The following is a 23,096-nucleotide window of genomic DNA, read 5'->3' as shown; positions in this document are numbered from 1 at the left end:
CAGGGCGCGTCTGAGGCACCCGCGGCGCCGTCTGCCTCGCAGTCCCAGGAGGCGGAGAAGGTGCCAGGCAAGGGAAACATCAGCAGCGACGGCGTAGACTTCACCACCCTGTCCCCAGAGGACCTGAAACTCACCACGGAGAAGGACTTCGCGTTCATCAGCAGTGCCGGCACTGAGGGGACCATCGAGTTCGTAGGCAAGGACGATCCCCGGATCAAGGAGATCGAGGACTACCGAAAGGCCACCCACGGTTACGACGTGGAATACCTTGTCGCTGAAGTGGACAACCGCAAGGCTCCGAGGTCGCGAACATGTACGCCGTCAACGTCTATGACCCAGACGGCCTGAAGTACGAGTTCACCAGCCTGGACGACCCGATCAGCGACTGGCAGCCAGAAACCGACTATGAAACCGATACCAACACCCTCATGGACGGCACCGAGCTATCGGACAAGGAATCCACCAAGCTCTACAACGACGGTGTGGAGCTAAACAACTCCCTGAAGTCAGCTATCGACCCATCAGAAAAGGGCACGATGATCCTGGCTGTCCCGACCGCTGAAGATGTCTTCCCAATCGAGATTGAGCGCATCGCCGTCATGCCGCATGGGATCTTTGATGAAGTGCCGGCATACAACCCGCTCGTCTCCGAGTACCGGGAATGGAAGGCTGCTCAAGAGGCAGGGCAAGAATGGGAAGCCTACGACCCAGACGCGGAACCGACCACCGAAGGTGAATAACGATGCGTGAGCAACTGCGCCGGGGGCCAAACAAGTTGACCGAATGGCTCGATACCCGCACTGAGGACATGATCGCACGGCGAGCGCGGCAGGCTGAGGTGGCTGGGGCTGTGGCTGGATCTGCCGGCCGTGATGCTGAGAGCGTGCTGGGGCGGGATGAGCGGTTGTGCCCGCGCTGCGTGTTCATCTTCGACGACCGCGGCCAGGTCATCGAGGTCATTGATTGCCAGACGAACCAGCATCATGTCGTGAAGTAGTCAGCCACGCAGGCTAGACCCCGAAGCTCGTATTGAGATTCGGGGTCTAGTCTTATTCGGGCAGCTCTTGGGTGTAGACGGTCCACGGGTCTGCCCGGTACGCGATCCGCTTGTCCTGCTCGGCGTGCCAGGCGTGATCGTCCTCGGTACTCGCCAGATGCTGTCAGCGCGCCGGATGCGGATTGCGGCCGCGGTGGGCACCCACTTCACTTCCCGCTGACCCGTGGTGACCCTGTTGAGGATCCGGGTCGGGTACTCGATGAACACGTCACCCTGGTTCCAGCCGATCACCTGGGCGTGGAAACGGTGGTCACCTTCCCTGACTTCGACGTAGGGGCGGCGGTTGGGTTCGTAGCGGCGCATGCCCTCGAAGCGAGGGTCTTGGGTTTCTGGCACGAGAACGATTCTAGACGCAGAAAAGCCGCCCCATCCTCTCCGTAGTGGAGAGGATGGGGCGGTCGAATCATGCGCGCATCTAGTTATTTGTGCAAGTTCCGTTCGGAACGGAGGCGGCGGCTAAGGATCCCCAAGGTTCTTGCCACTTCCTCCATGCCCAAAGGATTAGTTGGATTTTCAAACAAGAATCTGTCGGGAATGTTTGTCTGCTTGCCCCGTAGATGCTTCATTAGCTCGTCATAGTAGTAGAGAGCTTTCACGGAAAATCTGGAGCTCCATTCCGAACGCATCGTATTCGAATTTTGCTCCATCAGGCGCCTAGAGGCTTCAAACGGCATGCTGAAATCGTGCAGGGCTCATTGTCTTTCCGCAGTTTCAACCAGTCATAGAGACCTTCGACGAATGTGTCGACCTCTTCTACTAGCCTTTGAACGTCCCCCTTCCGGCCAGGCAACTTCCACCCAAGAATGCTAGCTAGGATCATAAAAATCCCTACGAGAACAAGGAAGATGAGCAGGCCGGCAAAGTAGATGGAGTTTGCCCAACTAGCAGTCATTAGCAGCACCGAAAGAACAGCGCCCCCTGCCAGGCCTACGAGCAGACCACCGAAAGTTGCATATATGTTTCCTGCTCGATCCATCATGCATCGAATCGTAGTCGATCGATCAGCCAGCAGGTGCACATGGCGTAGCTTCCAGACGCCTTGGACGCCGAAGATCGGCCCACCCGCTCCTCAGCGGAGAGGGTGGGCCGGCTCCTGAGTTACTCGGCTACGTGTTTGCCGCGCTTATCAGGATCAGGTCCCGGGTACTGGCCGGGCGCGTACCCGACCGTGGGATCTTCCGTGCTCACGCCGTTGGTGATATGGGCTTCGAATGCTGGCACCGAGTCCGGTCGGTCGATGGGTTCGGAGTCACCGACACCCTGCAGCTTGTCTGCAACGCCGGTTGGCTTCCACAGCCCGTAGTGCATGGCCACAGCCACCAGGAACGACCCCAGACCCGTCAGCAGCGCCATACCAAGGTTGTAGGAGGTTCCCGCCTCCAGCGCGGCGGCCAGCTCAGTACACAGGGAGATCAGCACAGACAGGCCAGCCAGCAGCACCGCCTTGCGGCCCGGATTGGTGGCACGCTTGGTCACCAGACCAACCAACAGGGGGAACACCACCGCGGCCAGTAGCGTGAACACCTGGAACAGGGGAATGTTGAATTCAATCATCGTCGGACCCTCCTAGAGTCGCTTGTTCACTTCGGCGCGCACCTTGGCGTAGGTCGCTGCGCTCACGCCCAGGGACTTCTGCCGGTTCGCGTGCCCGCTGCCATGCTTGCCCTGGATGACCTCGGTGGCCATCTGGGAGATGGACTTGCCCTTGGCTGGGGCCTTGGCGCTGGCGCGGCGGTTCACCTCGGCGCGCACCTTTCGTACTCGGCCGCGCTGATCCCCAGCGACTTGCGGCGGTTCGCGTGCCCCGAACCATGCTTGCCGGCGATCACCTCATCAGCCATCTGGGCGACGCTCTTGGACGGCTTCGGCTTGGCCGCCGGCTTGGAGCCGCCGCGCATGGCGTTGAGCAGGGCGGTGTTCTGAGCCGAGGTGCCCGAGTACCCCTTGATGCCGTACTGGTCGGCCAGCTTCTTGCGGGACGCGAAACTGGAATCCTTACCAACGGATGCCAGGTAGTCCACGATGGAGTTTCCGGTGTACTTGCCGCCGGTCGGCTTCGCGGCGCTCTCAGTCTGGGTCAAGCCCGGGATGGTGACCCCGTTCAGGTCCTCGGTCCAGCCCAGCATGCGCATGGTGTTGAACACCGGGTGGTCCAGGGACGCGGTGATCACGGTGCCCTTCGCCGAGTAGTTGGTGCGGAACAGGCCACCACCCAGGTACAGGGCCACGTGATCGTACTTGTTGCCTGGCACGTCGAAGAACACCGGGGCACCCGCCGGGATGTACGCGGTGCTGCTGGTGTGGTGCTTCTTCTTCGCGGCCGCCCAGGCAGCCGCGGCGCTCGGGTACTTCACTGCGATGTTGAAGCAGGAACGAACGAATACCAGGCACAGGCCCACATAGCCCTTGGTCTGGGTTTTGGACCAGGCGATAGCCTCGCTCGGGGTGCGTACGCTCATGGTTTTATCTCCTTCTGGTTCGGTGAGGTCTAGGAATTCTTCCCAGCGGCCCTCAGCTCGGATCCGGGACGGGCAGTCCTTCCCGGAATGGTCAAAGTGCTGCTCCACGTTGGCGCGGGTCCAACCGTGTTCGATGCGCTTCATGCGCACCACTTCGGCGGCGTTGCGGAACGCGGCGTTGTAGTCGCCGTCCTCGTTGACGCAGATCTCCACGGCGAGGCGGGTTGTGTTGGCTTCGCGGTTCCCGGCGTGCCAGCACTGCTCGTTATCGGCGTACGATTGGACGGCTTCTTTCTCGTCCACGGTGATATGCCAGGATGCGTCCCGGCTGTTCCCGTTGGTCTGCAGGTTCGCGTGCGCTGCAGCGTTCGCGCCCCGTCTGGTGTTCCCGGTCTCATGCACAACCACGCCATGAAGCGGGTTCACCCCGCCGTAGGTTTGCTTGTTGTTCTTGACCAGCTGCTGCCTGATCTTCAAGGTTGAGCCCTCCTTTTGGGCATGAAAAAAGACCGCCATATCGAGCGGTCTTAGATGGTGCTGGTCTCCGGGTCATCCTTCGGCCGCGGCGGCGGCTCCGGAGGCAAAGGCCACGGGCCCAGCTCTTCAATCGTGGCTCCCCGTTCCCTGGCAATACGGCGGGCATTCGCGGCATGATCCTCGATCTGCCGGCGGTAGCTGCGCTCATACTCGGCCATGTCCTCCGCATACCGGGTACGGGCCACCAGAGACTTGTTCTCTACCCGCTCAGCCTGGGTCTTGCCAGAGCGAGACCGGCTGATCGCGCCGATGATCTCCCGGATCGTCAGGCCGCCACCGAGCGCGCCGATAAGCGACAGAATGTATTGCGGCCAATCCATGGCGTTGGCTCCTACTTGCCAGGCTCGTAATCGAACTCCCGGATCCGTTCAAACCGAATGCCAAGGGCCACCCCAGCAATCGCGATAAACGCCATCTGAACCAGACGGTTACCCGACGTCGTGACCTGCAAATACCCCACAATGAGCAGATAGAACAAGACCGCGGTACCGCACAACCAGATCGCGGCCCGCTCCAAAAACCACTTCCCGCCCGGCGTCGCCCAAGCCCCAAGGACACCGCCCAGCAGGGCAAACCACCCCCACATGATCGTCAGACCCAGACCAATACGGCCCTCAATGCTGGTCGGAGTCCACAACAGGACCCCGACCCCAGCGAACGCGACCAACAGGTAAAGCATCGTCTGCATCGCCGTGATCTTCCGCGGCTCCTGCAGCGACAGCCAAATCTTCGTCACCAACCTTGTAGGCACGACGCTCACCCGGCCTGTAGCGGGTTGTTCGGGTACTTGAAAGCGACCAGCGGCCACGCCTGCTTCACCCGGGTGAGAATAGTTTCATCTGGCACGCCGGTGGTATCCACCCGGTCCCCGTTCTCGCTGACCTTGACTTGCTTGGCTATCGCTTCATCCACGAGCACCAGCGCCATCATCGTCGGGTCCAGCTGGTGCGGATTCATGACCGCGTGGATCGCGTAGTTGCTGTTATTGCCACCCTGTGACAGCAGGCCCTGGGCGTGGAACAGGACAGCTGACTGGATCCGCCATTTGATCGTCTCGTCATCCATGGCCCGGGCTGCAGCCAGGAACAAGGACTCGCTCCTCGGTTCAGGCGCCGACTCTTCGATTTGTTCCAACGCCTCGGTCAGCTCGGTGGTGTCGGTCGATTCGATGACCTCATCCGGTTCAATCTGCTCATTTGTTTCGGACACTTCCTCCTCCTTCGTTTTGGCACACCAGTTAGGGGCAGAACGAAGGTACGTTCTGCCCCTAACTGGTGGCGCTTATTTTTCGTAGGTGATGCGCAGCTTGGCCTTCTTACCGGTGAAGAGGCCGTAGTACTCACTGGAAGTCGAACCGCTAGGCGGGTAGAAACTGATACCGCGAAGCGACCCAGACTTGAACCCGGCATGCACACTGGACGGCAGAGTGATCCACAGCCCAGAACCGCGGCCCATCTTCTTGCGGGCCACATCGTTGCTCGTGGACGACCAGGAGCCTGGTTTAGAGCCGTGCCCGTGTGTGCCGAGCACCGCTGTACCGCCGGCGCTGGCGTGCCACTTGTCCGCGTACACGTACACCTCGATCTTCTTCACCGTCGCACCCGACAGCAAGGAAGCCTGGGACGGGAACCCGATCAGGCCACGCATCACACCGTTGCCCGGCGCGTGCGGTGTCCGGCCCTGTGCGGCCCTGCCGGAATAGGTGGGATGCGTCGCCTGGGAGTTATCCCCGGTGTACGCCTGCCACCAAGATGCCGGAATGGTTTCCGTATACCGTTTCGGCTTCGCAGGTTCCGGTGCCGGCGGTGGTGGCGGCGGCTCCGTGCCCTTCTTGTCCAGGTACAGGGTGGTGCCGTTGTACTGGCCGTAGTGCAACCCCATGTCCAGGACCGAGAGTGACCACATGGCAGCACTTGATGAGCTGGTCGTCGACGCCTTCCTTCCGGAATTCACATACAGCTCGATACCCAGCATGATTTTCCCGGCCGGAATATCGTCCGGGCACCGCAACAACACCGTACGGTTCACCGACGTCCACTCCCCGGCATTGGAGATGAACTCCTTCGACGCAGGGATCTTGTAGCCCTCCGCACCTCCTGCCGTGATCGAGCCGCCATCGTTACTGCGCACAATGCACGCTTCCCCAAGGTTGCCGGACCCGCCATCCGTGGCACGCATAGCCGGAGTCCCATAACTCACCTGGTAAAGCCGCCCCGCTACCGTCTCGATCGTTCCACCCAAACGCACTTTGTAATGATGCTGACCACCCACCGCGTCCCACGTCAGTGACGGGTCCGCTTTCTGCGTGTTCAACACCATCCCGTACGGTACGGCGGTCAACCAGGAGAAGTTATCGGTGACGTTCGGGTGCTGCTCGATATAGTTCATGAAGTGCACACCAAGCAAGGAACGCCCGTTGAACACAGGGCCGTACTCGCCCAGGTTCACGTCCCCCTTGTGCCCCTCCACGAGCGGATCACCGCCAGAGACGATCACACCATCAATGCGAGCTTCTTCAACCACACTCAACGACTGGCCGGCGACACCACCTTCCGAATCGATACCACCAAGCACGTCCCCCGTGGCCGGGTCAGATACCTGGACAGCGGTGCCGCCATCGGGCCGGATCTCTACAACTGGTTCACCGCCCTCCGGCCCATAAGCACGCAGCCCCTCGTTATCCAGCTTCAGCCCGACCCCATCAAGCGGGCTCGTCCAGAAGTAGGCGCCGATGAACTTGCCACCGAAGAACTCCTTACCCTGGAAAACATCGGACTTGACGATCTTCGACGTGAGGTCAGCAATGAAGCCAGCGTTCGCCGCTAGGTCCTCAACGTCGATATGACGGGCCTTCATAGAACCGTCTAGCACGACTTCGCCGCCAAATCGTTTCCTCAATGACAGCCCCGCCAACCACACCTGAGCGTTTTTCTCTGTCCCGTTTGGATGGTTGAAATAAATCGACGCCACATACAGCTGCCGCACCCCGGCTTAGGGATGCATCGCCCCCGCCAACGGTCCATACCGTGGGTACAGGTGCATTGTTCACTGGGTAAGTACCGTTGCCCCAGAAGGTATCCCCCTCTTCAAGACGAGTGCTTGTGACACCATGGCCACCACTCTGGTCCCGCAATTCAACGAAAATTCGCGACCCTGGCTTGTCGGCCTTTATCCAAACTTCAAATACGAACTCCTCTCCAGGATTCACATCGAACTTCGAGCCTGTAGAGCCTTAGTTCCCTGCCCCACGCTCGATTTGAATGAATGTGAGATGCCTGCTGGAACGTCTTCGAAGTCCGGGGTCAGCCCGCTAGCCCAGTCCATGGAGTCGTTGTTGACACCCAGGCCAGTGGCTACGTAGTTGTTGAAATCTCCGATGGCGAGCATCTGAGTTGTGATCTTCCGGGACATGACCACGTCCGTAAAGAGTCTGTTAATCACGGCCTCGGTCATGGTGCCCGTGGTGACGAACAGGTTCTTTATGTCTGCCCGCTGGAACGCGGCAGTCTGTCCGGCAATGTGCTTGGCTACCAGGTCCGCGATCACGCCTGATCCCACTGTTAGCTTGCCGACATCCAGGTTGTCGATGACATCCGAGGACAGCTTGTCCTTCATCCAGGAGCTACCGTCCCAGATCCACCGGCCAATGACGTTCTTGTTCTCGTCCCACTGCCGCCATAGCGCTCCTTCGTGGTCGCCTTGGCCGGACGGGGCCTTCGTGGAGTAGAAGACGCTGGTGCGGCTCCCTGCCATCGTCAGCGCACCTTCAGCGGTCTGTTGAGCGGAGCCAGCTGCTGCCTGAGCGTTCGCAGCGGCCTGCGCCGCCGTGTCAGCCTTCGACTGGGCGGTTGCTGCCGCCTGCGCCGCGTCCAACACCGCTTGATCGGTGACGGCTACCCACTTTCCAGCGGCGTCATCGTAGGTGTGCGGTTTATTGTCGCTGGTGCGAATCCACAAATTCGACTTGCTGGCGCGGCTGCCTGTAGGTGCGGTTGCCTGGTAGATCACCTCACCCTTGGCGTTAGCGATCCCGGCCGCTTGCAGGGCCTCCTGCTTCGCAGCGTCCGCATCAGACTTTGCTGTGTCCGCGTCCGCTTGAGCGGCAGCCGCGGCGTCTACTGCGCCCTGGGCTTTGGCGTTCGTCTGCCCGATCTCCGCGAACGCGTCAGAGATCCGCTGATCCGCGGCCCCCAAACGTTGGTCATGGCCAACCAGGTCCTGCTCTGCCTGATCCAGGCGGCCACCCAGTTGCCCGGCTTCGGTGATTACTCCGTCGTACTTCTCATCCAGCTCATCCAACGCACCCTGGATCACGTCCATGTCCGCGGGAGCGGTGACTAGGACCGGGGCGGGTCCGGCAGCGTCCGAGAACTTGCCGGCCATCGACCAAGCCACCAGGTAGACGGTGTAAGCGCCCGGTTTGGCCTGCACCTGGATGTTGTCCCCGAGCTCACCGGTCATCACACCTGCCTGGTCGGACAAGTCCAGGAACTCACCGGAGGCACAACGTACGCGGCCACATGCTTCAAGTCCAGGGGCGAGACCACGCCGCCAGCAAACTTGCCGTTCCAACGGATCTCAATCAAGCCAGGTTGAGCCGATGCAGTCAAACCGGCCGGCTTCGGAGGCTTCGGTCCGTTCACCACCACATGGTTGTGGGTGCCGTCCGGCTGCTTCCCAGTCTGGGAAACCAGGACACCGTCCTTGTCGTACTCACGGATCGCCCCGTCCTCGATAGACGAGTATGCCAAACCGGGCTTGCGGTTCTTCACCACCCGCACATCGCGCTTTATCGCGGCAATGTCCTGGGCGATACGCCGCACATTCTGATCATGAACCCGAGCCATCTAAACCATCACCACCTGAAGTCGTATGTCGCCGCTGTCAACGTCAGCTGTAATTTCTTGGATGCGCACCCACATTCCGGAGCGAACCCAGCCCATGTCCCCAAGCACCTGGATCTCGTCCCCGGGCTCGTAGCTTCCGTATCTGGCGTTAGGGTGGTCAACGACCACCAGCTCCTGAATACCCGCCTGCCCAGTCAAGGTTTCGAGCATGGGGCGGGCCGCCGCTTCAGCGGACTTCTTAGACCGCAAACTGCTATCGGTATCCACGTGGACACGGCGCAGACGGCCCCGCCTAGCGGTCGTGTGGGCGCGGATCTTATCCCGGCCCTCACCGGCCCCATGAGCAGCACCTCGGACGCATAGTCCAGCCCCTCCACCGAAGGGACAACCTTGACGTTCACGCCAATCTCGAACCGCAACTCGTTGCGGCGCACCCCCAGGTTGGGTATCCCAACTCCAGTCGGTGCCGGATACCCTCCCCGTCCCACATGCTGTGCTCCCGGTACTCGAACGGGGTATCAGTCACCAGATCGGACTGCACCTTGCCCAGGTCATCCGTTGCCCACCAAGCCAGCCGGAACGGGCCAGTCTCAAAGGACACGTCCTCGCCGGAACCCGTGGTGAATTCCACCGTCCGCTCCTCCTCGCCCACCCGAACCGGCGACTTCAGCGGATCAACAGCCACACGTAGATCGCCGTCCGGATAAGACTGAAGATGCGCCCAAATTTTGCGGAGCATGTCCAGCGGGTCCACCTCAATACCTGCGAAGTCCTCACCAAGCCACGGTTGCCCGGATGGGTACATGGTGAACCCGCCAGCCTCAATACTCAGCTTCTGCCCTTCGGCCGCGATCTTGTCCACGATCGCGAACACCGGGGCCTGCGAAGCGTACTGAGCAACAACCCCGCAACCCCACTCCCGAACCTTCGGCAGCCCATCAAACCCCATCAAATTCGAGATCTCGGTCGGCAATGTTCCAGAGATGCTGCAAGGCGCCGACAGCGGTGCGGAAACCTCAGCCCCACTAAGTTTCACGTCCCGGTCAATCCACCCCCGGTCAGGCAAACTGATGAGGTCGAAACGCCACATGGGACACCACCCTTCAACTAGTCAGCTTGTTCCATGAACTCGATCTGCAACAGAAGGTTCGACGCCGAATCCAACACCCACCGCGACTCAGAATGTCCGCCGTTCCAGTTCCCTCGCGGGTAGAACTTCTGGGAAGTGCCGCGCAGCTCAGCTGGAATGGAAATCTCATCTGCCACGAAGTGCGCCTGTCGGGAATGATTCGAAGCGTTCGCCGAGTCATAACGGACTGCCTGAGTTTTCACGTTCTTAGGATTGGCTGTGGCACCCACCTGCACCCAAAGCAAGCCATACGCCTCACCGGCAGGGACGCTAATGCCGCCCCACCACATGACGATCTTTGCGCGGGTAGCCCACGACGGGATCGGGATCTCGCCCCATGCGGTTTCGGTCGACGGCGGCCACGTTTGGCCACCATCCGGGTACGCGGTAGCGACTTGCAACGTGAACGTTTCCTCACCAACGAGCGCATGAGTTCGCATCTCAGGATGACGACGTGGCTGGGCAACCTCCCGCAGATCCGTGATCATCCCGCTAGTGATAGTGGCTGTGGACTTCGGCAACGCGATCCGCGCCAACGCGATTGCCGGGTAAGGGAGATTCAAATCCCTGGCCGACTTCGTATTCGACGGGACCCCCTCAACCACAGCGATCCGGGTGTAGCTGAACTCGTCCGGGTTCTCCGGCGCTTGCCCTTCGAAATCTGGGTCAAGGATCCGCAGCACCACGAGGTCAGTGCGTCCACCAGCCGAACCAGTAGCGGTTATTGGGATTTCGGTCTGGGTGGCGTTTCGTGCCGCGTACGACTGCCCAGCACCGCCCGTGTATCGGTTATTTATGATCGCCCCGCCCGGCGCGATCCGCACCTTCGGACCAGGCGTCTGTAACGCCTGTACCTTCATCGACCCGACACTGGAAACACCTTCAGCGCCCGAGGTTGCATCAAACAATGTCTGCCGGGCAACAGCCGCAGTAACCTCAGCGCCAGTCACAGCCCACGGCACATTTTCCAAAGCCACGATGGCCCTCCTAATCAAAAAGTAGTAAGCGGACGCACGGCCGATAAGCTGAAGGCTCCACCAACCAGCGCACAACCGTGCGCCCAAAACAAAGGGAAGAAATGGCTGATTACCAACGGAAATTCGAAATCTACGGACCCACACCAATCGCGGGCCATCTAGAAATCGCTATCCGAGACACCTTCAACGAACTTCAAGCTGAACTCGGCCCCACCGCTACTCTCGAATCACAGCTGCTCGTAAGGAAGATTGCCGATATTTCAGCGTCTTTCCACGCCGCAATACATGAACTAGAAAGTCGGGTCAATCGTCTAGAGGACGAGCAGGGCCACCGGTAGCCCAAGCGCCAGGCAACAAGTCCCGGCCCTGAAACACTGGGCCGGACTTAGCTTTATCGGTCCACGTTTCCCGCTGCTTCTTCGGTTCCTGTCCCATGCGAATCTCCTAAAGGGTTGTGTAGGCGTGACGGTAAGACAGCACGGCCTTCGCGGTTGCTGTCTCGTCCACGCAGGTGAAAGTAATGTCGGACTGACCCACCGGAAGCTCCGCCTTCGACAGCACGGTGGCGCGGGTCAGCATCCCCGGCACCTGCGCGCCGTCCGATCGCGTCACCGTCTTCGCCAGGGCGTCCACGGTTACCGACACGTCATAAGCCAGAGAACCCACTAGCCCGATTTCCCAGCCCGCAGCCGCGATCACCTTCGGGTCACGGCACGGCCCGTGGAACGTCACGGTCAGCGGGGTGGCCGCGTCACCCTGGTTGTCCACCAGGCCGACGCGCTCCCCGCCCCGCGAGTTGAAGCGGAACGGGGCACGCGCCGGGAACCGCAGCCCACCAGTAGATTCCGGAACCACCGTCAAAGTGACTACTGACTCGTCCTCAGCGAAATGCCGTGGATCAGTCACCCGGAAATCACAGGCCACCACCATGACGCCCCGCATGGCGCGCACATCAGGGACGGGGTCAGCCCACCGACCAGGCCGGCCATACACGCGCCGCCACTGCGAGCCGATCCGATACGACAACGGCACCACAGCGCCCGGGGTACGCCGGATGGAGGGGGAACGCCACACCGCGCCCAGTTGAGCTGCTGTGCGGCGTGCCCCCTCCACATCGGCCCGGTTCGTGGCCAACGTGAACCCCCAGGTCTTACCGCCCAGGAAGTCACGACCCACCATGACGCCGTCACCCATGGGGATGTTCGCGTCGTTCACGGTGATCTCCGTGTCCCCCGGGTCAAACTCCTGGATGATGAGATCCCCCAGACCACCGAACTCGATCCCGCCAAGACGGGCGATCATCTGGCTCGATCGATCATCGACGACCCCCCGTCCGTGACAGTTTCCGTTCCTCGAAGGCCGCGGTGTCGAAGAAGTCCTTCGCCGAGCCGCCGCTCTCGCCTGCGTGGTAGTTGTACTGGGTGACCGACTTGCCGTCAGCAACCTGACGGGCCACCTCAATGGACTTGATGGCCGCATCCCACTGGCGAGGATTCAGAATCGCTTCCGGTTTCCCGGTCGCGTTCAGCAGCGTGTTCAACCCCGGAGGCAGGACGCTCCCTGGTCGAACAGCATCGGCTTCACCAAGCCACCATCGGAGTAGCTGCCGTGGCTCTTCCAGTACTTCCACGCCTTCTCCGGGTCGCCGTAGCGGGATTTGATGTAGTTCAAACCCCACTGCGCCTGACCCTCAGGAGTGGATTCGATGGGCCCGTGAAGGCTGGTCATCTTCTGGAACAGGCCACGCGCCGAGCTGGCCGGGTTTGCGGCGTTCGGGTTCCAGCTGGATTCCTTGCTGATGATCTTCGACAAGGCGTTCCAGTGGCGGCCCGAGTCCCAGCCGTACCCGGCTGCGACACCACGCACGGCCTTCTGCACCGCGCTGTCAGGCCCGTTGAAGAAGTCCTTCACGTTGCCCCACGAGTCGCGCGTGAAGTCGCCGATCTTCGCGAACTGTTCCCTGATCCAATCGACCGGCCCGGTGATCAGTTTCGTGACCGCCCCGCCTGCCATCTCGGTCCAGAAGTTCCCGCCGGCGAAGGCGTCCTTGAACTTCCCGACCATGGAGTCCTTCAACGCCAGGATCGGTGCCAACGGGTTCCAGTCGCCGCCACCGTCCGCGCCCTCGGCCCCTGCCGGGAGCAGCGCCCCAGACAGGTACGGGGCCGGGTTGACCGCCTTACCGCCCGTCCAGGTCTCCCAGTGCAGGTGAGGCCCAGAAGATTTGCCGGTGTTGCCGGACAGTGCGATCTTCTGGCCCTTGCTCACGGTGTCGCCGGCCTTGACCAGCAGCTTCGACAAGTGCCCGTAGTAGGTGTTCCGGCCACCTTCGTGGCCAAGGAATACGCCCAGGCCGGTGCGGCCGGTGATCGCGTTCCATGCGGCCCGCAGCACGGTGCCTGCCATGGACGCAAACACCGGGGTGCCGACCGGCACCGCCAAGTCCAGGCCAGCGTGCGGGTAGCGCCCGCGACTGGAACCGAACCCGGACGTCATCCGGCCGCCACGCACCGGCCGCACCAGGCCGCCATTCGCGTAGCCGAGCGCTGCAGCGCCGTACCGGTTGATCGCGTCCAGGAACCCGGGAGCCTTGCGGCGCAGGTCGCGCTGCGACTCCTTGCGGACCACGAACTCGTCCGCGTGCACAATGCCGGCCTCGTCGTACTTGCCGCCCGGGCCCGTCCAGCCGCCACGGTAGAACTCGGGGATCTCCGCGGCAGCCTTCAACCGCCAACTCTCCTTCAGCCCGATCGCGTCAGCGACCGAGTTGAAGGCCTTCACCAGGCCGTTGTTGTAGACGGTTCTGATGACAAAGTTGATCGGCTTACGGGCTACATTCGCGACCTTCTTCCAGACCTGCTCAATGAAATCGACGCCCTTCTTGAAAGCGTTCGGCAGGGTCTCCATCACGAAATCTCGGAGCCGCTCGAACACGGGTTTGATGCCCTTGTCCCAGACGGACGAGATGACGTTTTTGATGCCGTTCCACACCGGAGTGATCACCGAATCACGCAGCCAGGTGAAGACCTTCGCCAGGCTGTTTCGGACAAACGAAATCGCGGTGCTGAAAATCAGCTTGATCCCGTTCCACCAGGCGGAGGTGAGCCACTTGATCCCGTTCCAGACCGGGGTGATTACAGAATCCCGGAGCCAGGTGAACGCAGCAGATAGGACGCCGCGAATGAAATTCACGATATTCCAGAAAATCTGCTTGATCCCATTCCACGTATTCGAAATCGTGGACTTGATCCAGTTCCAGACCGGGGTGATCACCGAATCGCGGAGCCACGTGAACGCCAACGCGAGGACAGTCCTGATGAACAGGTCCATCTTCACGAAGATGCTCTTCACAAAATTCCACATGCCAGCGATCCCGGCGCGGATACCGTTCATCACCGGGATGACAATGTTGTTCAGAATCCACTGGAACGCCGGGGCGAGGACATTGCGGAACAACGAAACCCAGAGGTTGATGTACCCCTGGACGGCGCGCACCACAAAAACAATGATCTTCTGAATCCCCGACCAGACCCGCTTCACCACATTCTCGTAGAGCCAGGTGAATACCGGGGCCAGGACATTCTTGTAGAACCACACCAGTGCCATGCCCGCGGCCACAATCGGGGTGAGCGCGATAGTGATCGCGAGCTTGATGCCCTCCCACACCGGCTTCACGATATTTTCGTACAGCCACGTGAAGGCAGGCGCGACCGTATCCCGGAAGAACCCGGCAATGCTGCCGGCCGCGTTCCGGATGAATTCGACACCGGCGCCTACGGCATCGCTGATGCTCCGCCACACGGACGAGAAGAACTCGCCCAGTCCTGACAGCGCGCCACCAATCCACGAGACCGCGGCGTCGGTGGTCTGCTGGACCCACTGCCATATGGACGAGAAGAACTCGCCCATATTTGACAGGGCCCCGCGGATCCACTCGACGGCAGCGCCGACGGCGCCCTTGATCGCCTCCCACGCTCCGATGAAGAAGTTCCGGAAGCCCTCGTTGTTCTTCCACAGGTAGATGAAGGCGGCAACCAGTGCAGCGATTCCCGCGACGATCAGCCCGATGATGTTGGTCTTGGTGAAGAACTGCATGGCAGCGTTCAGGCCCCACTGGGCGGCGGTCGCTGCGGTGATCCAGCCCTTGATCTGCTTGATGATCGCCACGGTCTTCATGACCGCGACCCATCCAATGATCGCGCCGGTCAGTGCGGCAAGGATTTCCTTGTGTTGCATCAGGAAGTCGAAAGTCTGCCGGGCGTAGTAGCCCAGGCGTTCCATGAATCCGGGCAGGCCGGAGGAAGTGATTTCCCCGTCGTTGTAGACCCATGCGGCACCGAACGCCTTGATCCCACCGATGACCTCACCGATGATGTCCCGGACGTTGAACAGGAATTTCACCAGCGGGTGATCCTCTTCGATGCCGAAGGTCTCACGCAGTACACCGGAGAAGTTGCCCTGGACAAGGATCTCGAAAACGCCCTGGATTCCCTTGGTGACCTTGCCCAAGAATTTGCCCACAGCTTCGCCTACAACCTTGGCTTGCTGTTCCAGGGGCTGCATGAATTGGATGAAGCCGTTGAAGAATTCGCGCACCTGCGGGTAGACGCCCTCCATGAGGTTGGCACCGAAGCGGCCAATCGCGGCCATGGAGTTGTCGAACGCGCCCTTCAGGGTCTTGCCGGACTCCTGGGCGGCGCCGCCCATACCCTTCTCCATGGCGTTCTGGAAGGTCGCGAAGTCCACTTCACCCTTGGACGCCATCTTGGAAGCTTCCTCTGCGGTGACGCCCAGCTCGTTGGCGATGAGCTGCAGGCAGGCACGCCAGCATCGTGCAGCTGGTTGATGACATCCATCTGCACCTTGTTCGAGGCGGCAGCCTTGTTGAAGATTGCGCCCATGGACGCCATGTCGGTGCCAGCAATTGTGGAGGCATCCGAAACAAGCTTCAGGGTGCGTTCCAGATCCTGGCCCGGCTTCACACCGGCGGCGACAGCGTTGGCCGCCACGGTAGCTGCCTCGCCAAGGCCGAAGGCGGTGCCCTTCACCGCGGCGTTGGCGTTGGTCATGATCAGTTCGACGTTCTGCGCCGAGTGGCCCAGGCCGGTCAGTTTCGCCTTAGCCTGCTCGATAGCCTGCAGGCGACTGAACCCCTTCGTGAACGCTGCCCCCAGCCCCTTGGCCAGCACCGCGCCGGTCTTGGCTATACCGATGCCCGCAGCGGTGCTCAAGGCGTTCGACATGAACCCGCCGGCCTTCTTGCCCTCCTTTTGGGACATGCCGGTAAATTCTTTGCCGATCTTCGACTGGGTTCCCTTGAAACTCGGGACAACGAGGATCTCGGCTACACCGACAACAGGCACGGGAACCCCCTAATGAAAGAAGAGGGCCACCCCGGAACTGGGGTGGCCCTCTCGCTAGAAAATGGTTAGTTGAAATCAGCTTCAGAAAAACCGAACATAAACGCGATCCGCTTAGCCTCCTGCTCCTCACGGCGAGCGCGTGCTCGTTCGAGTGCGGTGCGGGGTGCTGGGAAGGGTTTCTCTTTTTTGGGTTTGGCGCCTGCTACTGCTTGTCCGGAGAGTCGGAGTGTTTTGATCTCGTTGATGAGTGCGACGAGGAGTGTGTTGGTGAGGTTGTACTCGGCGACTCGTGGTGACCAGGGTTCCTGGTTTTTGGGATCTTCGTTGTCTTCGGTGAGCTGTAGGAGCATCTCGGCGGTTTCGTCGTCCTGTGAGATGGCTTCGTAGTAGCGGGAGGCGGACGGGAGCTGGTCGATGAGTTCGAGTAGTGCTGTCCAGCGCCCGTCAGTGACCCATTGGGCTAGGTCCACGTTGTAGATCTCGTGGAGGTCTGCGCGGATTTGGGCCCGGTATTTAGTGAGTAGTCCGGTTAGCCGTTGCCTTTTCCCTCGTCGCCCATGTTTCCTTCGAAGTGGGCCATGACGCGTTGGACGAGGGCGGCGTGGGTGCGGATGGGCAGGTCGGCGTCTACGTATCTCTTGTAGTCCGCTTCGGTGAGGATTCGTTTGAGGAATTCCAGGTCGTCTGCTTGTCCGCGTTGGGCTGCGTCGTACAGGTCGAGGATTTCCTTGCGTTCGGAGACGCGGAAGCCGAAGGGGTCTTTGAAGGTGATGCGGCGGTTTTGGGTAGAACGACGATGTACGGTTCTGGTGTGGCGATCTCTTTTTCGAGGTCGGTGAGTACCAGGTCGATTTTTGGTGTGTCAGTCATTGTGGGTCCCCCGGATTCTTTTCTACTTCTTGGTTTCGGTCTTGGTGGCCGGCTTGTTGCTGGCCTTGGTGGTGGCCGGCTTCTTGTCGTCGGCCTTGTCGTCCGCGGTGTCGGCCGGCTTTTCGTCGCCGGTGGTTGCGGGCTTGGTGGTGGTGTCGGTTTCCACGAGCTTGTACCGTGGTGCTGTAGCTGGGTGATTTCCGTGGGGATGTTGGTCTCCACGGTGTGGTCGCCCTTTTCGAGCTTTGCCACGATGGGCCTCCTTCAGGTTTCCCGGATGGGTGAAAGGGTGTGCGCCGCTCCGGGGGCAACGGCGCACACCAGCTTGTGTGTGAGCTGCGGTTTAGCCGGCCTCGGCCTGGGTGTAGCCGAGGATGTCCTTGTACTTCAGTGCGCCGGTGCCGGCCAGGAAGTGACGGACCGGGGTGCCGGTCTTGTCGTCGGTGAACACGTCCAGGGTGATCTCGGAGGCCACCGCGTCTTCGCCGCCCCAGACCTCGTCTCCGAGGTTTGCGAGCTTCACCGAGGGGTAGCCCTTGCCCATGATCCATTCGGCGTCCGGTGGGCCATCTGCGCCGACCACGATGAGCTCGTATTCCTTGTCCACCGGTAGTGCGCCCTCGTCGTAGGTGATCTCGCCGGTGGTGGGATCCTGAGTCACGTTGGTCAGGTCCACGCCGCGCTTGAGTTCCTCGACCGCCTTCTTCCCGCTTTCCAGTGCGGTGGTGGCGATGGTGCGGGGAACCTTGGTCACGTCGGAGCGGATCGAGGTCGAATATCCGAGGGCGTCCACGGTCGCGTTTTCACGCTCACCGGCGAAGGTGTACCCGTCCGGGCTCACCAGGCCGAGCGGAATCCAGCCGGCAGCCTTCAGATCGACCAGGCTGCCACCCTCATAGAGCGAGGTCGGCAGCCCCTCCTCGGACTTCGGCCGGAAGAATGCGACCGCTTTCTGGATCTTGCGGACCAGGGAACGGTTGTCCGCCCCGGTACGGATGGTGTCAAAAGTTGGCATGGTTGCTTCCTTAAATGCGAATGGCCACCCGAAGGTGGCCAGAGGCGAATACTTGGTAGGGCGGCTAGTCCTTCGGCCGCGAAGTGATTGACAGCAGCAGGGTCGCCTTGGACAGGTCACCGGCGTAGGGCACGTCGGTAGGAACCTGGTCCGCCTTGATCTTGTCCAGGAACCCGGCCGAAGTGTTGATGTCCGTCCCAACGATCTGCTCTTTGATTGCCTTGCAATCTCCAGCGCATCGTCGAAGGGCGCGTACACCTCGACGCGGAGGCGTTCCACCTGATCCAGGTAGCCAGGGGTGCCGCCCTCGCCGACCACCAGCGCGAACGGCACCTTCTCCAGCTGCCCGTACTTGTCGGTCGGCATGTACTTGCCGGCGTTCAACGTCTGGCCGGCGAACTCCTTGCCCCGGATCAGGTCCAGGACCGCCATCACCCATCAGGGAATTCGAGATCATCCACGCTGCGACTCCATAGCGATCAGAACGTCGGCCATTACCATGCGCCGCGCTGCAGGGTAGCCGGGCTCGTCCTGCACCACGGCGGCGCCAGCACGGAACTCGTTGTTCCAGCCAGCGCGCACGCCCCGGGGTTCGGCGCTGTAGGTGCCGTCCGGGTCGTACTTGCGGCCCAGGGCTGCACCTCGCTGCGCTACGTCCAGCGACGCGTCGGCCAAGTCCTGGGACCGGCCGATCGCGGCCAAGCCGTTCGGGTCAGCGCGGTATTTCCCGCCCGTACCGGGAACATTTGAAAGAGCCATCATTCATCTTCTTCAGCGGAACCTCGACCCCCAGCGGCCATACCTTCGGCGATCCAGTCACCGACCACAGCACCCCGTCCGGGGTGCGGATCTGGTCAGTGGACTGAAAGCTGAAATTACGGTCAGGGTCGCGGTATAGCACATGGTCATCGGAAGTCAGATCGGACCAGTCCAGTGGTTCGGCGGTGGCCCGCGGCGCGATCAAACAATCCTTCACCGGGATCTCTGTCACCGGCTTCGGCCTGTTCATCTCGTCGCGGCCACCGCCCCGCAGCACCACCACATCCATGCGCCAGGACTTCGGGAACTTCTTGACTATCGTCATGGTCGCCCCCCTTACCTCGGCATGATGTTGAAGAACTGGCCTTCAGCGTCCTGGGGCGCGAGATCCCGAAGATCCTCACGCCCCAGGTAGATCGCCCCGTCAGTGTTCCGGAACGACGTGTTGTGGCTGAACGGGCCGGATGCGAAACTCAACTGGGTTGCGTTCTCCGGTACGTCTTCCGGCACGTCCATCGCCCGCTTCACCATCCGGCAAACAACGAGCGTGACCATGTCACGATCAATGTCACCGGAAGCGATCCTGGTGTCGATGTCCTTGAACCGGTTGCGCACCTTGAGCGACGCTTCCTTCAGCTTCTGCTCCGCCTCGGTCATGTCCTCCTGCGGCAGGTGTGGCCAGTGCGCCTTGAAGGCCTCCAGACTTGCCAAAGGCTCGGCCATGGCGGCCTACTTCTTGGCGGCGGTCTTGGCGCGGGAACGGGTGGCAGGCTTGGCCGGCTCCCCGTCTGCGTCAGAACCCGCGTCACCGTCACCGGTGAAGCTCAGATCCTGATCGCCGTCCGGACTGTTCCCGTCCTGCTTGCCGTCCTCGTCAGAACCCTCGGCCTGGGGGGCATCGCCTGCCGGCGGTTCCTCCCGGGTCTGCGGCTCTTCCAGCTGCCCCTTCTCCGGATCCTTGTTCGGATCCGGCTTCGCGGCAGACTTGCGGCGGGCAGACCACGGCCCGGAGAGCAGGTGCTTGCCCACACTCTCACGCAGCCACTCCGGCACCGGTTCACCCGGCAGGAACTGATGCAGCTTGCCGGCAGCATCATGGCACGCGTACGCGCCAGTAAATTCAGGCATCGTCATCTCCTTAGATGGGAAGGAAGGCCAGACAAGCGCCCGGCCTTCCTCCTAAACGGATGGTCTAGAGAACCTTGGCCCCGAGGGTCAGGTTCACGTTCGGAGCGATCGGCAGCATGATCGCCGATGCCTTGGTCCACTGCGACACCGGATCGTTTTCCGAGTAGGACCCCACGACGATGCCCGGACGCTCGGTGCGGTCGATCTTGTAGTTGGCGTCCATGGCCTCCGCAGTCACGCCCCACACCGTCTCACCGATCTTGCGGCCAGCCGGCGGCAGGAACAGCACGTGGTTCGGATCCAGGATGTCGAACGCCTCGTCGTTGTCATCGGCGACCTGCGCCTCGTACACCTCGTAGGCCGGCAGCGACAATGCGCGGAACAGCTCCTGCAGCGCGGCCACAGTCACGATCTGGGTGGTGGCCCCGGCAGGGAGGGTCATTGCCCGGATCTGCGGGTGACGCAACAGCACCGCTTCGATTGCGGAGCTGACCAGCATGGTCCCCGGGCGGATGCCGTTGGTGCCGCGGTATACGTCGCGCCAAGCCAACAGGTCATCGACAGGTTTGGAGCCTTCCTGCGACCACAGGATCCCCGCGGTCGGGCTGTGCGCGGCCTTCCGGCCGAAGTCAGCCTCCAAGACTAGGCCGTTCTCCTCGATGGTGACCTTGCCGGACATCAGCAGCTGGCCACGACCAACCTCTGCCCGCGCATGGATCTTCCGAGCCTGCTCCACACCGTCGTCCAAGATCGCGTCCCGGATCGCTTCAGGAGCATTTCGCCACTGCAACCGGTCGTACTCGCCGAGACGGATCTTCTCCGAGATCGGGGGCAGCTGCCCGGACAGGTCGGAGAATCCCCGACGTGCACCGATCGGCGACTCAGTGTCGAAGGAGCGGAACTTGGCCACCCGGGCCAGGCCACCGCCACCGGTCATCGCCCGGTATTCAATGTCATCCACCTCGGTATCAGGCAGGAATCGTTGTAGGTCGAACTGATTCTGTTCTTCCTCGGCGAGCGCGGCGCGGACGTATCCGGTGAGTGCGGCTGCGCCGATGTAGCGGTCGTCTAGTTCGAGCGCCATGTTGTGCCTCCTTAGGCGAAGATGATGCGGCCGCTGGCGGTTGCCTGGGCTTCTGGGGTGACGGTGACGGGGAGCTTGTCCAGTTTGACCCGGCCGTGCTCAAGGATGGCTGCGCCGACCTTGCCGCCACCGGTGGGGACGCGGGTGCTGGTGAAGAGGAAGCCCGCGAGGACGTTCTCGGGGGTTTCCTCTTCGGCTGCGGCCCAGAGGGTGTAGGTGCCGTCGCCCTTCTTCATCAGCGGCAGGCCGGACTTGAGGTAGCCGCCCGGGTAGTGGGTGGCCTTGGTGAAGCCGCTGGTGTCGATGGTGATTGTCTGGGTGGCGTTGGTGCCGTGGGCGGAGCCGAGCCAGGACTGGTCTTCTGCGCCGTAGGTTTTGCGGGTGACGTTGATGTCCATTGGGGTTTCTCCCTATTTCTTTCCGTGGCGCTGTTGGTGCAGGGCTTTGCCAGCGTCCACCGAGTTCGGGTTGGTTTCTCCGTCCCCGGTTCCGGAACCGGGGATGGGGTCTACTTTTGGCTTCGAAGGCGTTCCTGATCCGCCGTCGCCGTTGTTGCCTGTGTTGCCGGCCTGATGGGAGCCGTGGAGTTCGGCGACCAGGGCTGCTGAGGCTTCTAGTTCGTCGGCGGTCTCCCCTTGCACCAGCGAGTGGTACTTTTCGGGGATGTTCTTGCCGGCGAGCGCCTTGAAGCGGAGATTCTCTTTTTCGAGGGCGGCGGCGCGGGTTTCCGCGTCGGCTGCGCGCTTCTTTTCCCGGTCCAGTTCGGAGAGCTTCGCGTCCTCGGCGTCCTGGATTTTCTTGTTGGCTTCGGCCAGCTGCTTTTCGAGCTTCTTGGCGCGGGCCCGTTCGGAGTCGAGGGCCTTCTTGCCGGGCTCGCCCAGCACCTCGTCGCCGTCCCCGTTGTTGCCGTCGCCGGCGGGGCTGGTGGCTGCGTTGTTGCCTGTGCCGCTGTTCGAGTCGGTGCTGGTCGCAGTGCCGGTGCCGCCGGCGCCGTTGTTGCCTTCGACGAAGCGTGCGCACTGCATGTCCGTCGCGGTCATGTAGTAGGGCAGGTTCATCGAGTGGGGCAGGTGTACCGGGTTGCTGGTTCGCATGGGAATCTCCTTTGAGTAGGGTTGCCGCATCGCACGGCGGACTGCCTCGCCGGCGTCGTGCCGGCCGAGGTTTCACAGTGGTGCCACCACACCATCGGTGACGATCTCCGGGAACAGACGTCGTATCTGATAGGTGATCTCAGCGGTGGTGGGGTTGGCTTCTTTGGTTGCTTCTCGGGCGATCGTGTAGGCGACGTACGCGCTTGGTGATCGAACCCCTCGGGCATCTCGTCGGCGTCGCGCACCAGGACTGCTTCACAGTTGCAGTTGCCGTGGTACTCCTCGCCGTCCGACTTGCGGGACAAGGCCTTCTCCTTGGTGTTGTAAAGCCAGGCGCCGGAGCGGCTGGCCAGCATCAGGCAGAACGAGCAGGTTCGGGGCCCTCTCGGTACTCGCGCCCACCCGACCTTGTCGCGCATGGCGTTGATTTGGATGGTGTCCCGGCCAGGCTGGCGCACGTACTTGCCCAGCGCACCGGTCAGGTTGCGCAGGGTGCCGTACGGGTCATCCGTGAACAGGTCGCCGGCCGCGTACCGCACCTTCTTCTGCAGCGCCTCCAGCGGGTAAGCGCTGGAGGCGGCCACCGGGTTCGTGCCTGGCAGCACCTCGCGGTACCACTCGACAGCGACCTGGGCAGCCAGCGGCCCGTACTTGTCCACCAGCAGCGGGAACAGCTCCAGCAGCGCGTCACGCGCCAGCTCGGGCTTGTTGAGGTTCAGGGAGTAGAAGATCGCCTGCAACTCACCTGACACCAACTCCACGATCTGCCGGTTCGCG

The 23,096-nt window shown here is 61.7% G+C and carries 31 protein-coding genes; 3 read left to right on the top strand and 28 right to left on the bottom strand.

What is annotated here, in order from left to right; all coding sequences use genetic code 11:
* The 3 genes from JCM19049_RS00465 to JCM19049_RS00455 form a co-directional block, all read left to right on the top strand.
* Window positions 1–348 (top strand): hypothetical protein (locus JCM19049_RS00465; protein WP_054820457.1); only part of this gene is annotated, 348 nt, incomplete at its 5' end.
* Window positions 312–740 (top strand): hypothetical protein, encoded by a 429-nt coding sequence (locus JCM19049_RS00460; protein WP_054820456.1) that lies wholly within the window; start codon window positions 312–314, stop codon window positions 738–740. The genes JCM19049_RS00465 and JCM19049_RS00460, both read left to right, overlap by 37 nt.
* Before the next feature lie 2 nt (window positions 741–742).
* Window positions 743–997, top strand: coding sequence for a hypothetical protein (locus JCM19049_RS00455; protein ID WP_054820455.1), 255 nt, complete (start codon window positions 743–745; stop codon window positions 995–997).
* On the opposite strand, the gene JCM19049_RS17480 is transcribed toward JCM19049_RS00455, so the two are convergent.
* From JCM19049_RS17480 to JCM19049_RS00315, 28 genes are all read right to left on the bottom strand, one after another.
* On the bottom strand, window positions 998–1,360 hold the full coding sequence (locus JCM19049_RS17480) for a hypothetical protein (RefSeq protein WP_279402104.1): 363 nt from the start codon (window positions 1,358–1,360) through the stop codon (window positions 998–1,000). It lies immediately after the preceding gene.
* A gap of 795 nt (window positions 1,361–2,155) precedes the next feature.
* Window positions 2,156–2,611 (bottom strand): hypothetical protein, encoded by a 456-nt coding sequence (locus JCM19049_RS00445; protein ID WP_279402103.1) that lies wholly within the window; start codon window positions 2,609–2,611, stop codon window positions 2,156–2,158.
* Window positions 2,612–2,623: 12 nt separating this feature from the next.
* Entirely contained in the window at window positions 2,624–2,809 is a 186-nt protein-coding gene (locus JCM19049_RS00440; RefSeq protein WP_054820453.1) for a hypothetical protein, read from the bottom strand.
* On the bottom strand, window positions 2,794–3,993 hold the full coding sequence (locus JCM19049_RS00435; RefSeq protein ID WP_279402102.1) for an N-acetylmuramoyl-L-alanine amidase: 1,200 nt from the start codon (window positions 3,991–3,993) through the stop codon (window positions 2,794–2,796). The genes JCM19049_RS00440 and JCM19049_RS00435 overlap by 16 nt, the downstream gene beginning before the upstream one ends.
* Window positions 3,994–4,043: 50 nt before the next feature.
* Window positions 4,044–4,373, bottom strand: a complete 330-nt coding sequence (locus JCM19049_RS00430) for a hypothetical protein (protein WP_054820451.1) — start codon at window positions 4,371–4,373, stop codon at window positions 4,044–4,046.
* Between the two features lie 11 nt (window positions 4,374–4,384).
* Window positions 4,385–4,813, bottom strand: a complete 429-nt coding sequence (locus tag JCM19049_RS00425; protein ID WP_054820450.1) for a hypothetical protein — start codon at window positions 4,811–4,813, stop codon at window positions 4,385–4,387.
* Window positions 4,810–5,262, bottom strand: a complete 453-nt coding sequence (locus tag JCM19049_RS00420; RefSeq protein WP_054820449.1) for a hypothetical protein — start codon at window positions 5,260–5,262, stop codon at window positions 4,810–4,812. The genes JCM19049_RS00425 and JCM19049_RS00420 overlap by 4 nt, the downstream gene beginning before the upstream one ends.
* Before the next feature lie 72 nt (window positions 5,263–5,334).
* On the bottom strand, window positions 5,335–7,038 hold the full coding sequence (locus tag JCM19049_RS00415; protein ID WP_054820448.1) for a hypothetical protein: 1,704 nt from the start codon (window positions 7,036–7,038) through the stop codon (window positions 5,335–5,337).
* A gap of 219 nt (window positions 7,039–7,257) precedes the next feature.
* A complete protein-coding gene (locus tag JCM19049_RS00410) occupies window positions 7,258–8,535 on the bottom strand; it encodes a hypothetical protein (protein ID WP_279402101.1) in 1,278 nt (425 codons plus the stop codon).
* Window positions 8,514–8,876, bottom strand: a complete 363-nt coding sequence (locus JCM19049_RS00405; protein WP_279402100.1) for a hypothetical protein — start codon at window positions 8,874–8,876, stop codon at window positions 8,514–8,516. Before JCM19049_RS00405 ends, JCM19049_RS00410 begins: the two co-directional genes overlap by 22 nt.
* 24 nt (window positions 8,877–8,900) lie before the next feature.
* A complete protein-coding gene (locus tag JCM19049_RS00400; protein WP_054820445.1) occupies window positions 8,901–9,110 on the bottom strand; it encodes a hypothetical protein in 210 nt (69 codons plus the stop codon).
* Window positions 9,111–9,297: 187 nt separating this feature from the next.
* Window positions 9,298–9,873: a hypothetical protein gene (locus tag JCM19049_RS00395; protein ID WP_279402099.1), complete on the bottom strand. Its 576-nt coding sequence runs from the start codon at window positions 9,871–9,873 to the stop codon at window positions 9,298–9,300.
* A 134-nt stretch (window positions 9,874–10,007) separates the two neighbouring features.
* The gene (locus tag JCM19049_RS00390; protein ID WP_279402098.1) at window positions 10,008–11,006 is read right to left on the bottom strand and encodes a hypothetical protein; all 999 of its coding nucleotides are present in this window, start codon (window positions 11,004–11,006) and stop codon (window positions 10,008–10,010) included.
* Between the two features lie 444 nt (window positions 11,007–11,450).
* Entirely contained in the window at window positions 11,451–12,308 is an 858-nt protein-coding gene (locus JCM19049_RS00380) for a hypothetical protein (protein ID WP_054820441.1), read from the bottom strand.
* Window positions 12,309–12,321: 13 nt separating this feature from the next.
* Entirely contained in the window at window positions 12,322–12,546 is a 225-nt protein-coding gene (locus JCM19049_RS00375) for a hypothetical protein (RefSeq protein WP_054820440.1), read from the bottom strand.
* Window positions 12,543–15,770 carry a peptidoglycan DD-metalloendopeptidase family protein gene (locus tag JCM19049_RS00370; protein WP_279402097.1) on the bottom strand — a complete coding sequence of 1,076 codons (3,228 nt, stop codon included), beginning with the start codon at window positions 15,768–15,770 and terminating at the stop codon, window positions 12,543–12,545. Before JCM19049_RS00370 ends, JCM19049_RS00375 begins: the two co-directional genes overlap by 4 nt.
* Window positions 15,677–16,369 (bottom strand): hypothetical protein, encoded by a 693-nt coding sequence (locus JCM19049_RS00365; protein WP_279402096.1) that lies wholly within the window; start codon window positions 16,367–16,369, stop codon window positions 15,677–15,679. Before JCM19049_RS00365 ends, JCM19049_RS00370 begins: the two co-directional genes overlap by 94 nt.
* 65 nt (window positions 16,370–16,434) lie before the next feature.
* Window positions 16,435–16,839, bottom strand: coding sequence for a hypothetical protein (locus JCM19049_RS00360; RefSeq protein ID WP_054820437.1), 405 nt, complete (start codon window positions 16,837–16,839; stop codon window positions 16,435–16,437).
* A 422-nt stretch (window positions 16,840–17,261) separates the two neighbouring features.
* Entirely contained in the window at window positions 17,262–17,405 is a 144-nt protein-coding gene (locus JCM19049_RS17475) for a hypothetical protein (protein ID WP_279402095.1), read from the bottom strand.
* Between the two features lie 177 nt (window positions 17,406–17,582).
* Entirely contained in the window at window positions 17,583–18,689 is a 1,107-nt protein-coding gene (locus JCM19049_RS17470; RefSeq protein ID WP_279402094.1) for a hypothetical protein, read from the bottom strand.
* Between the two features lie 18 nt (window positions 18,690–18,707).
* The gene (locus tag JCM19049_RS00350) at window positions 18,708–18,956 is read right to left on the bottom strand and encodes a hypothetical protein (RefSeq protein ID WP_054820435.1); all 249 of its coding nucleotides are present in this window, start codon (window positions 18,954–18,956) and stop codon (window positions 18,708–18,710) included.
* 10 nt (window positions 18,957–18,966) lie between these two features.
* Window positions 18,967–19,302, bottom strand: coding sequence for a hypothetical protein (locus tag JCM19049_RS00345; protein ID WP_054820434.1), 336 nt, complete (start codon window positions 19,300–19,302; stop codon window positions 18,967–18,969).
* 47 nt (window positions 19,303–19,349) lie between these two features.
* Window positions 19,350–19,736, bottom strand: a complete 387-nt coding sequence (locus tag JCM19049_RS00340) for a Gp19/Gp15/Gp42 family protein (protein WP_054820433.1) — start codon at window positions 19,734–19,736, stop codon at window positions 19,350–19,352.
* Between the two features lie 6 nt (window positions 19,737–19,742).
* Entirely contained in the window at window positions 19,743–20,141 is a 399-nt protein-coding gene (locus tag JCM19049_RS00335; RefSeq protein ID WP_279402093.1) for a hypothetical protein, read from the bottom strand.
* 64 nt (window positions 20,142–20,205) lie between these two features.
* On the bottom strand, window positions 20,206–21,225 hold the full coding sequence (locus JCM19049_RS00330; RefSeq protein ID WP_054820431.1) for a major capsid protein: 1,020 nt from the start codon (window positions 21,223–21,225) through the stop codon (window positions 20,206–20,208).
* A gap of 11 nt (window positions 21,226–21,236) precedes the next feature.
* Window positions 21,237–21,623 (bottom strand): hypothetical protein, encoded by a 387-nt coding sequence (locus JCM19049_RS00325; RefSeq protein ID WP_054820430.1) that lies wholly within the window; start codon window positions 21,621–21,623, stop codon window positions 21,237–21,239.
* 12 nt (window positions 21,624–21,635) lie between these two features.
* Entirely contained in the window at window positions 21,636–22,319 is a 684-nt protein-coding gene (locus JCM19049_RS00320; RefSeq protein ID WP_054820429.1) for a hypothetical protein, read from the bottom strand.
* A complete protein-coding gene (locus tag JCM19049_RS00315; RefSeq protein ID WP_279402092.1) occupies window positions 22,280–23,071 on the bottom strand; it encodes a hypothetical protein in 792 nt (263 codons plus the stop codon). The genes JCM19049_RS00320 and JCM19049_RS00315 overlap by 40 nt, the downstream gene beginning before the upstream one ends.
* Window positions 23,072–23,096 lie beyond the last annotated feature (25 nt).

This window comes from Arthrobacter sp. JCM 19049, assembly GCF_001310435.1.
The sequence above is the reverse complement of the archived record's forward strand: the minus strand, read 5'-3'. Positions and strand labels throughout refer to the sequence as shown.

Coding starts and splice junctions, on each gene's coding strand:
- JCM19049_RS00460 (WP_054820456.1), top strand. CDS start 312: ATGTACGCCGTCAACGTCTATGACCCAGACGGCCTGAAGTACGAGTTC.
- JCM19049_RS00455 (WP_054820455.1), top strand. CDS start 743: ATGCGTGAGCAACTGCGCCGGGGGCCAAACAAGTTGACCGAATGGCTC.
- JCM19049_RS17480 (WP_279402104.1), bottom strand. CDS start 1,360: ATGCGCCGCTACGAACCCAACCGCCGCCCCTACGTCGAAGTCAGGGAA.
- JCM19049_RS00445 (WP_279402103.1), bottom strand. CDS start 2,611: ATGATTGAATTCAACATTCCCCTGTTCCAGGTGTTCACGCTACTGGCC.
- JCM19049_RS00430 (WP_054820451.1), bottom strand. CDS start 4,373: ATGGATTGGCCGCAATACATTCTGTCGCTTATCGGCGCGCTCGGTGGC.
- JCM19049_RS00400 (WP_054820445.1), bottom strand. CDS start 9,110: ATGCTCGAAACCTTGACTGGGCAGGCGGGTATTCAGGAGCTGGTGGTC.
- JCM19049_RS00380 (WP_054820441.1), bottom strand. CDS start 12,308: ATGATCGCCCGTCTTGGCGGGATCGAGTTCGGTGGTCTGGGGGATCTC.
- JCM19049_RS00370 (WP_279402097.1), bottom strand. CDS start 15,770: ATGGCGTCCAAGGGTGAAGTGGACTTCGCGACCTTCCAGAACGCCATG.
- JCM19049_RS00345 (WP_054820434.1), bottom strand. CDS start 19,302: ATGGATGTGGTGGTGCTGCGGGGCGGTGGCCGCGACGAGATGAACAGG.
- JCM19049_RS00340 (WP_054820433.1), bottom strand. CDS start 19,736: ATGGCCGAGCCTTTGGCAAGTCTGGAGGCCTTCAAGGCGCACTGGCCA.
- JCM19049_RS00335 (WP_279402093.1), bottom strand. CDS start 20,141: ATGCCTGAATTTACTGGCGCGTACGCGTGCCATGATGCTGCCGGCAAG.
- JCM19049_RS00330 (WP_054820431.1), bottom strand. CDS start 21,225: ATGGCGCTCGAACTAGACGACCGCTACATCGGCGCAGCCGCACTCACC.
- JCM19049_RS00325 (WP_054820430.1), bottom strand. CDS start 21,623: ATGGACATCAACGTCACCCGCAAAACCTACGGCGCAGAAGACCAGTCC.
- JCM19049_RS00320 (WP_054820429.1), bottom strand. CDS start 22,319: ATGCGAACCAGCAACCCGGTACACCTGCCCCACTCGATGAACCTGCCC.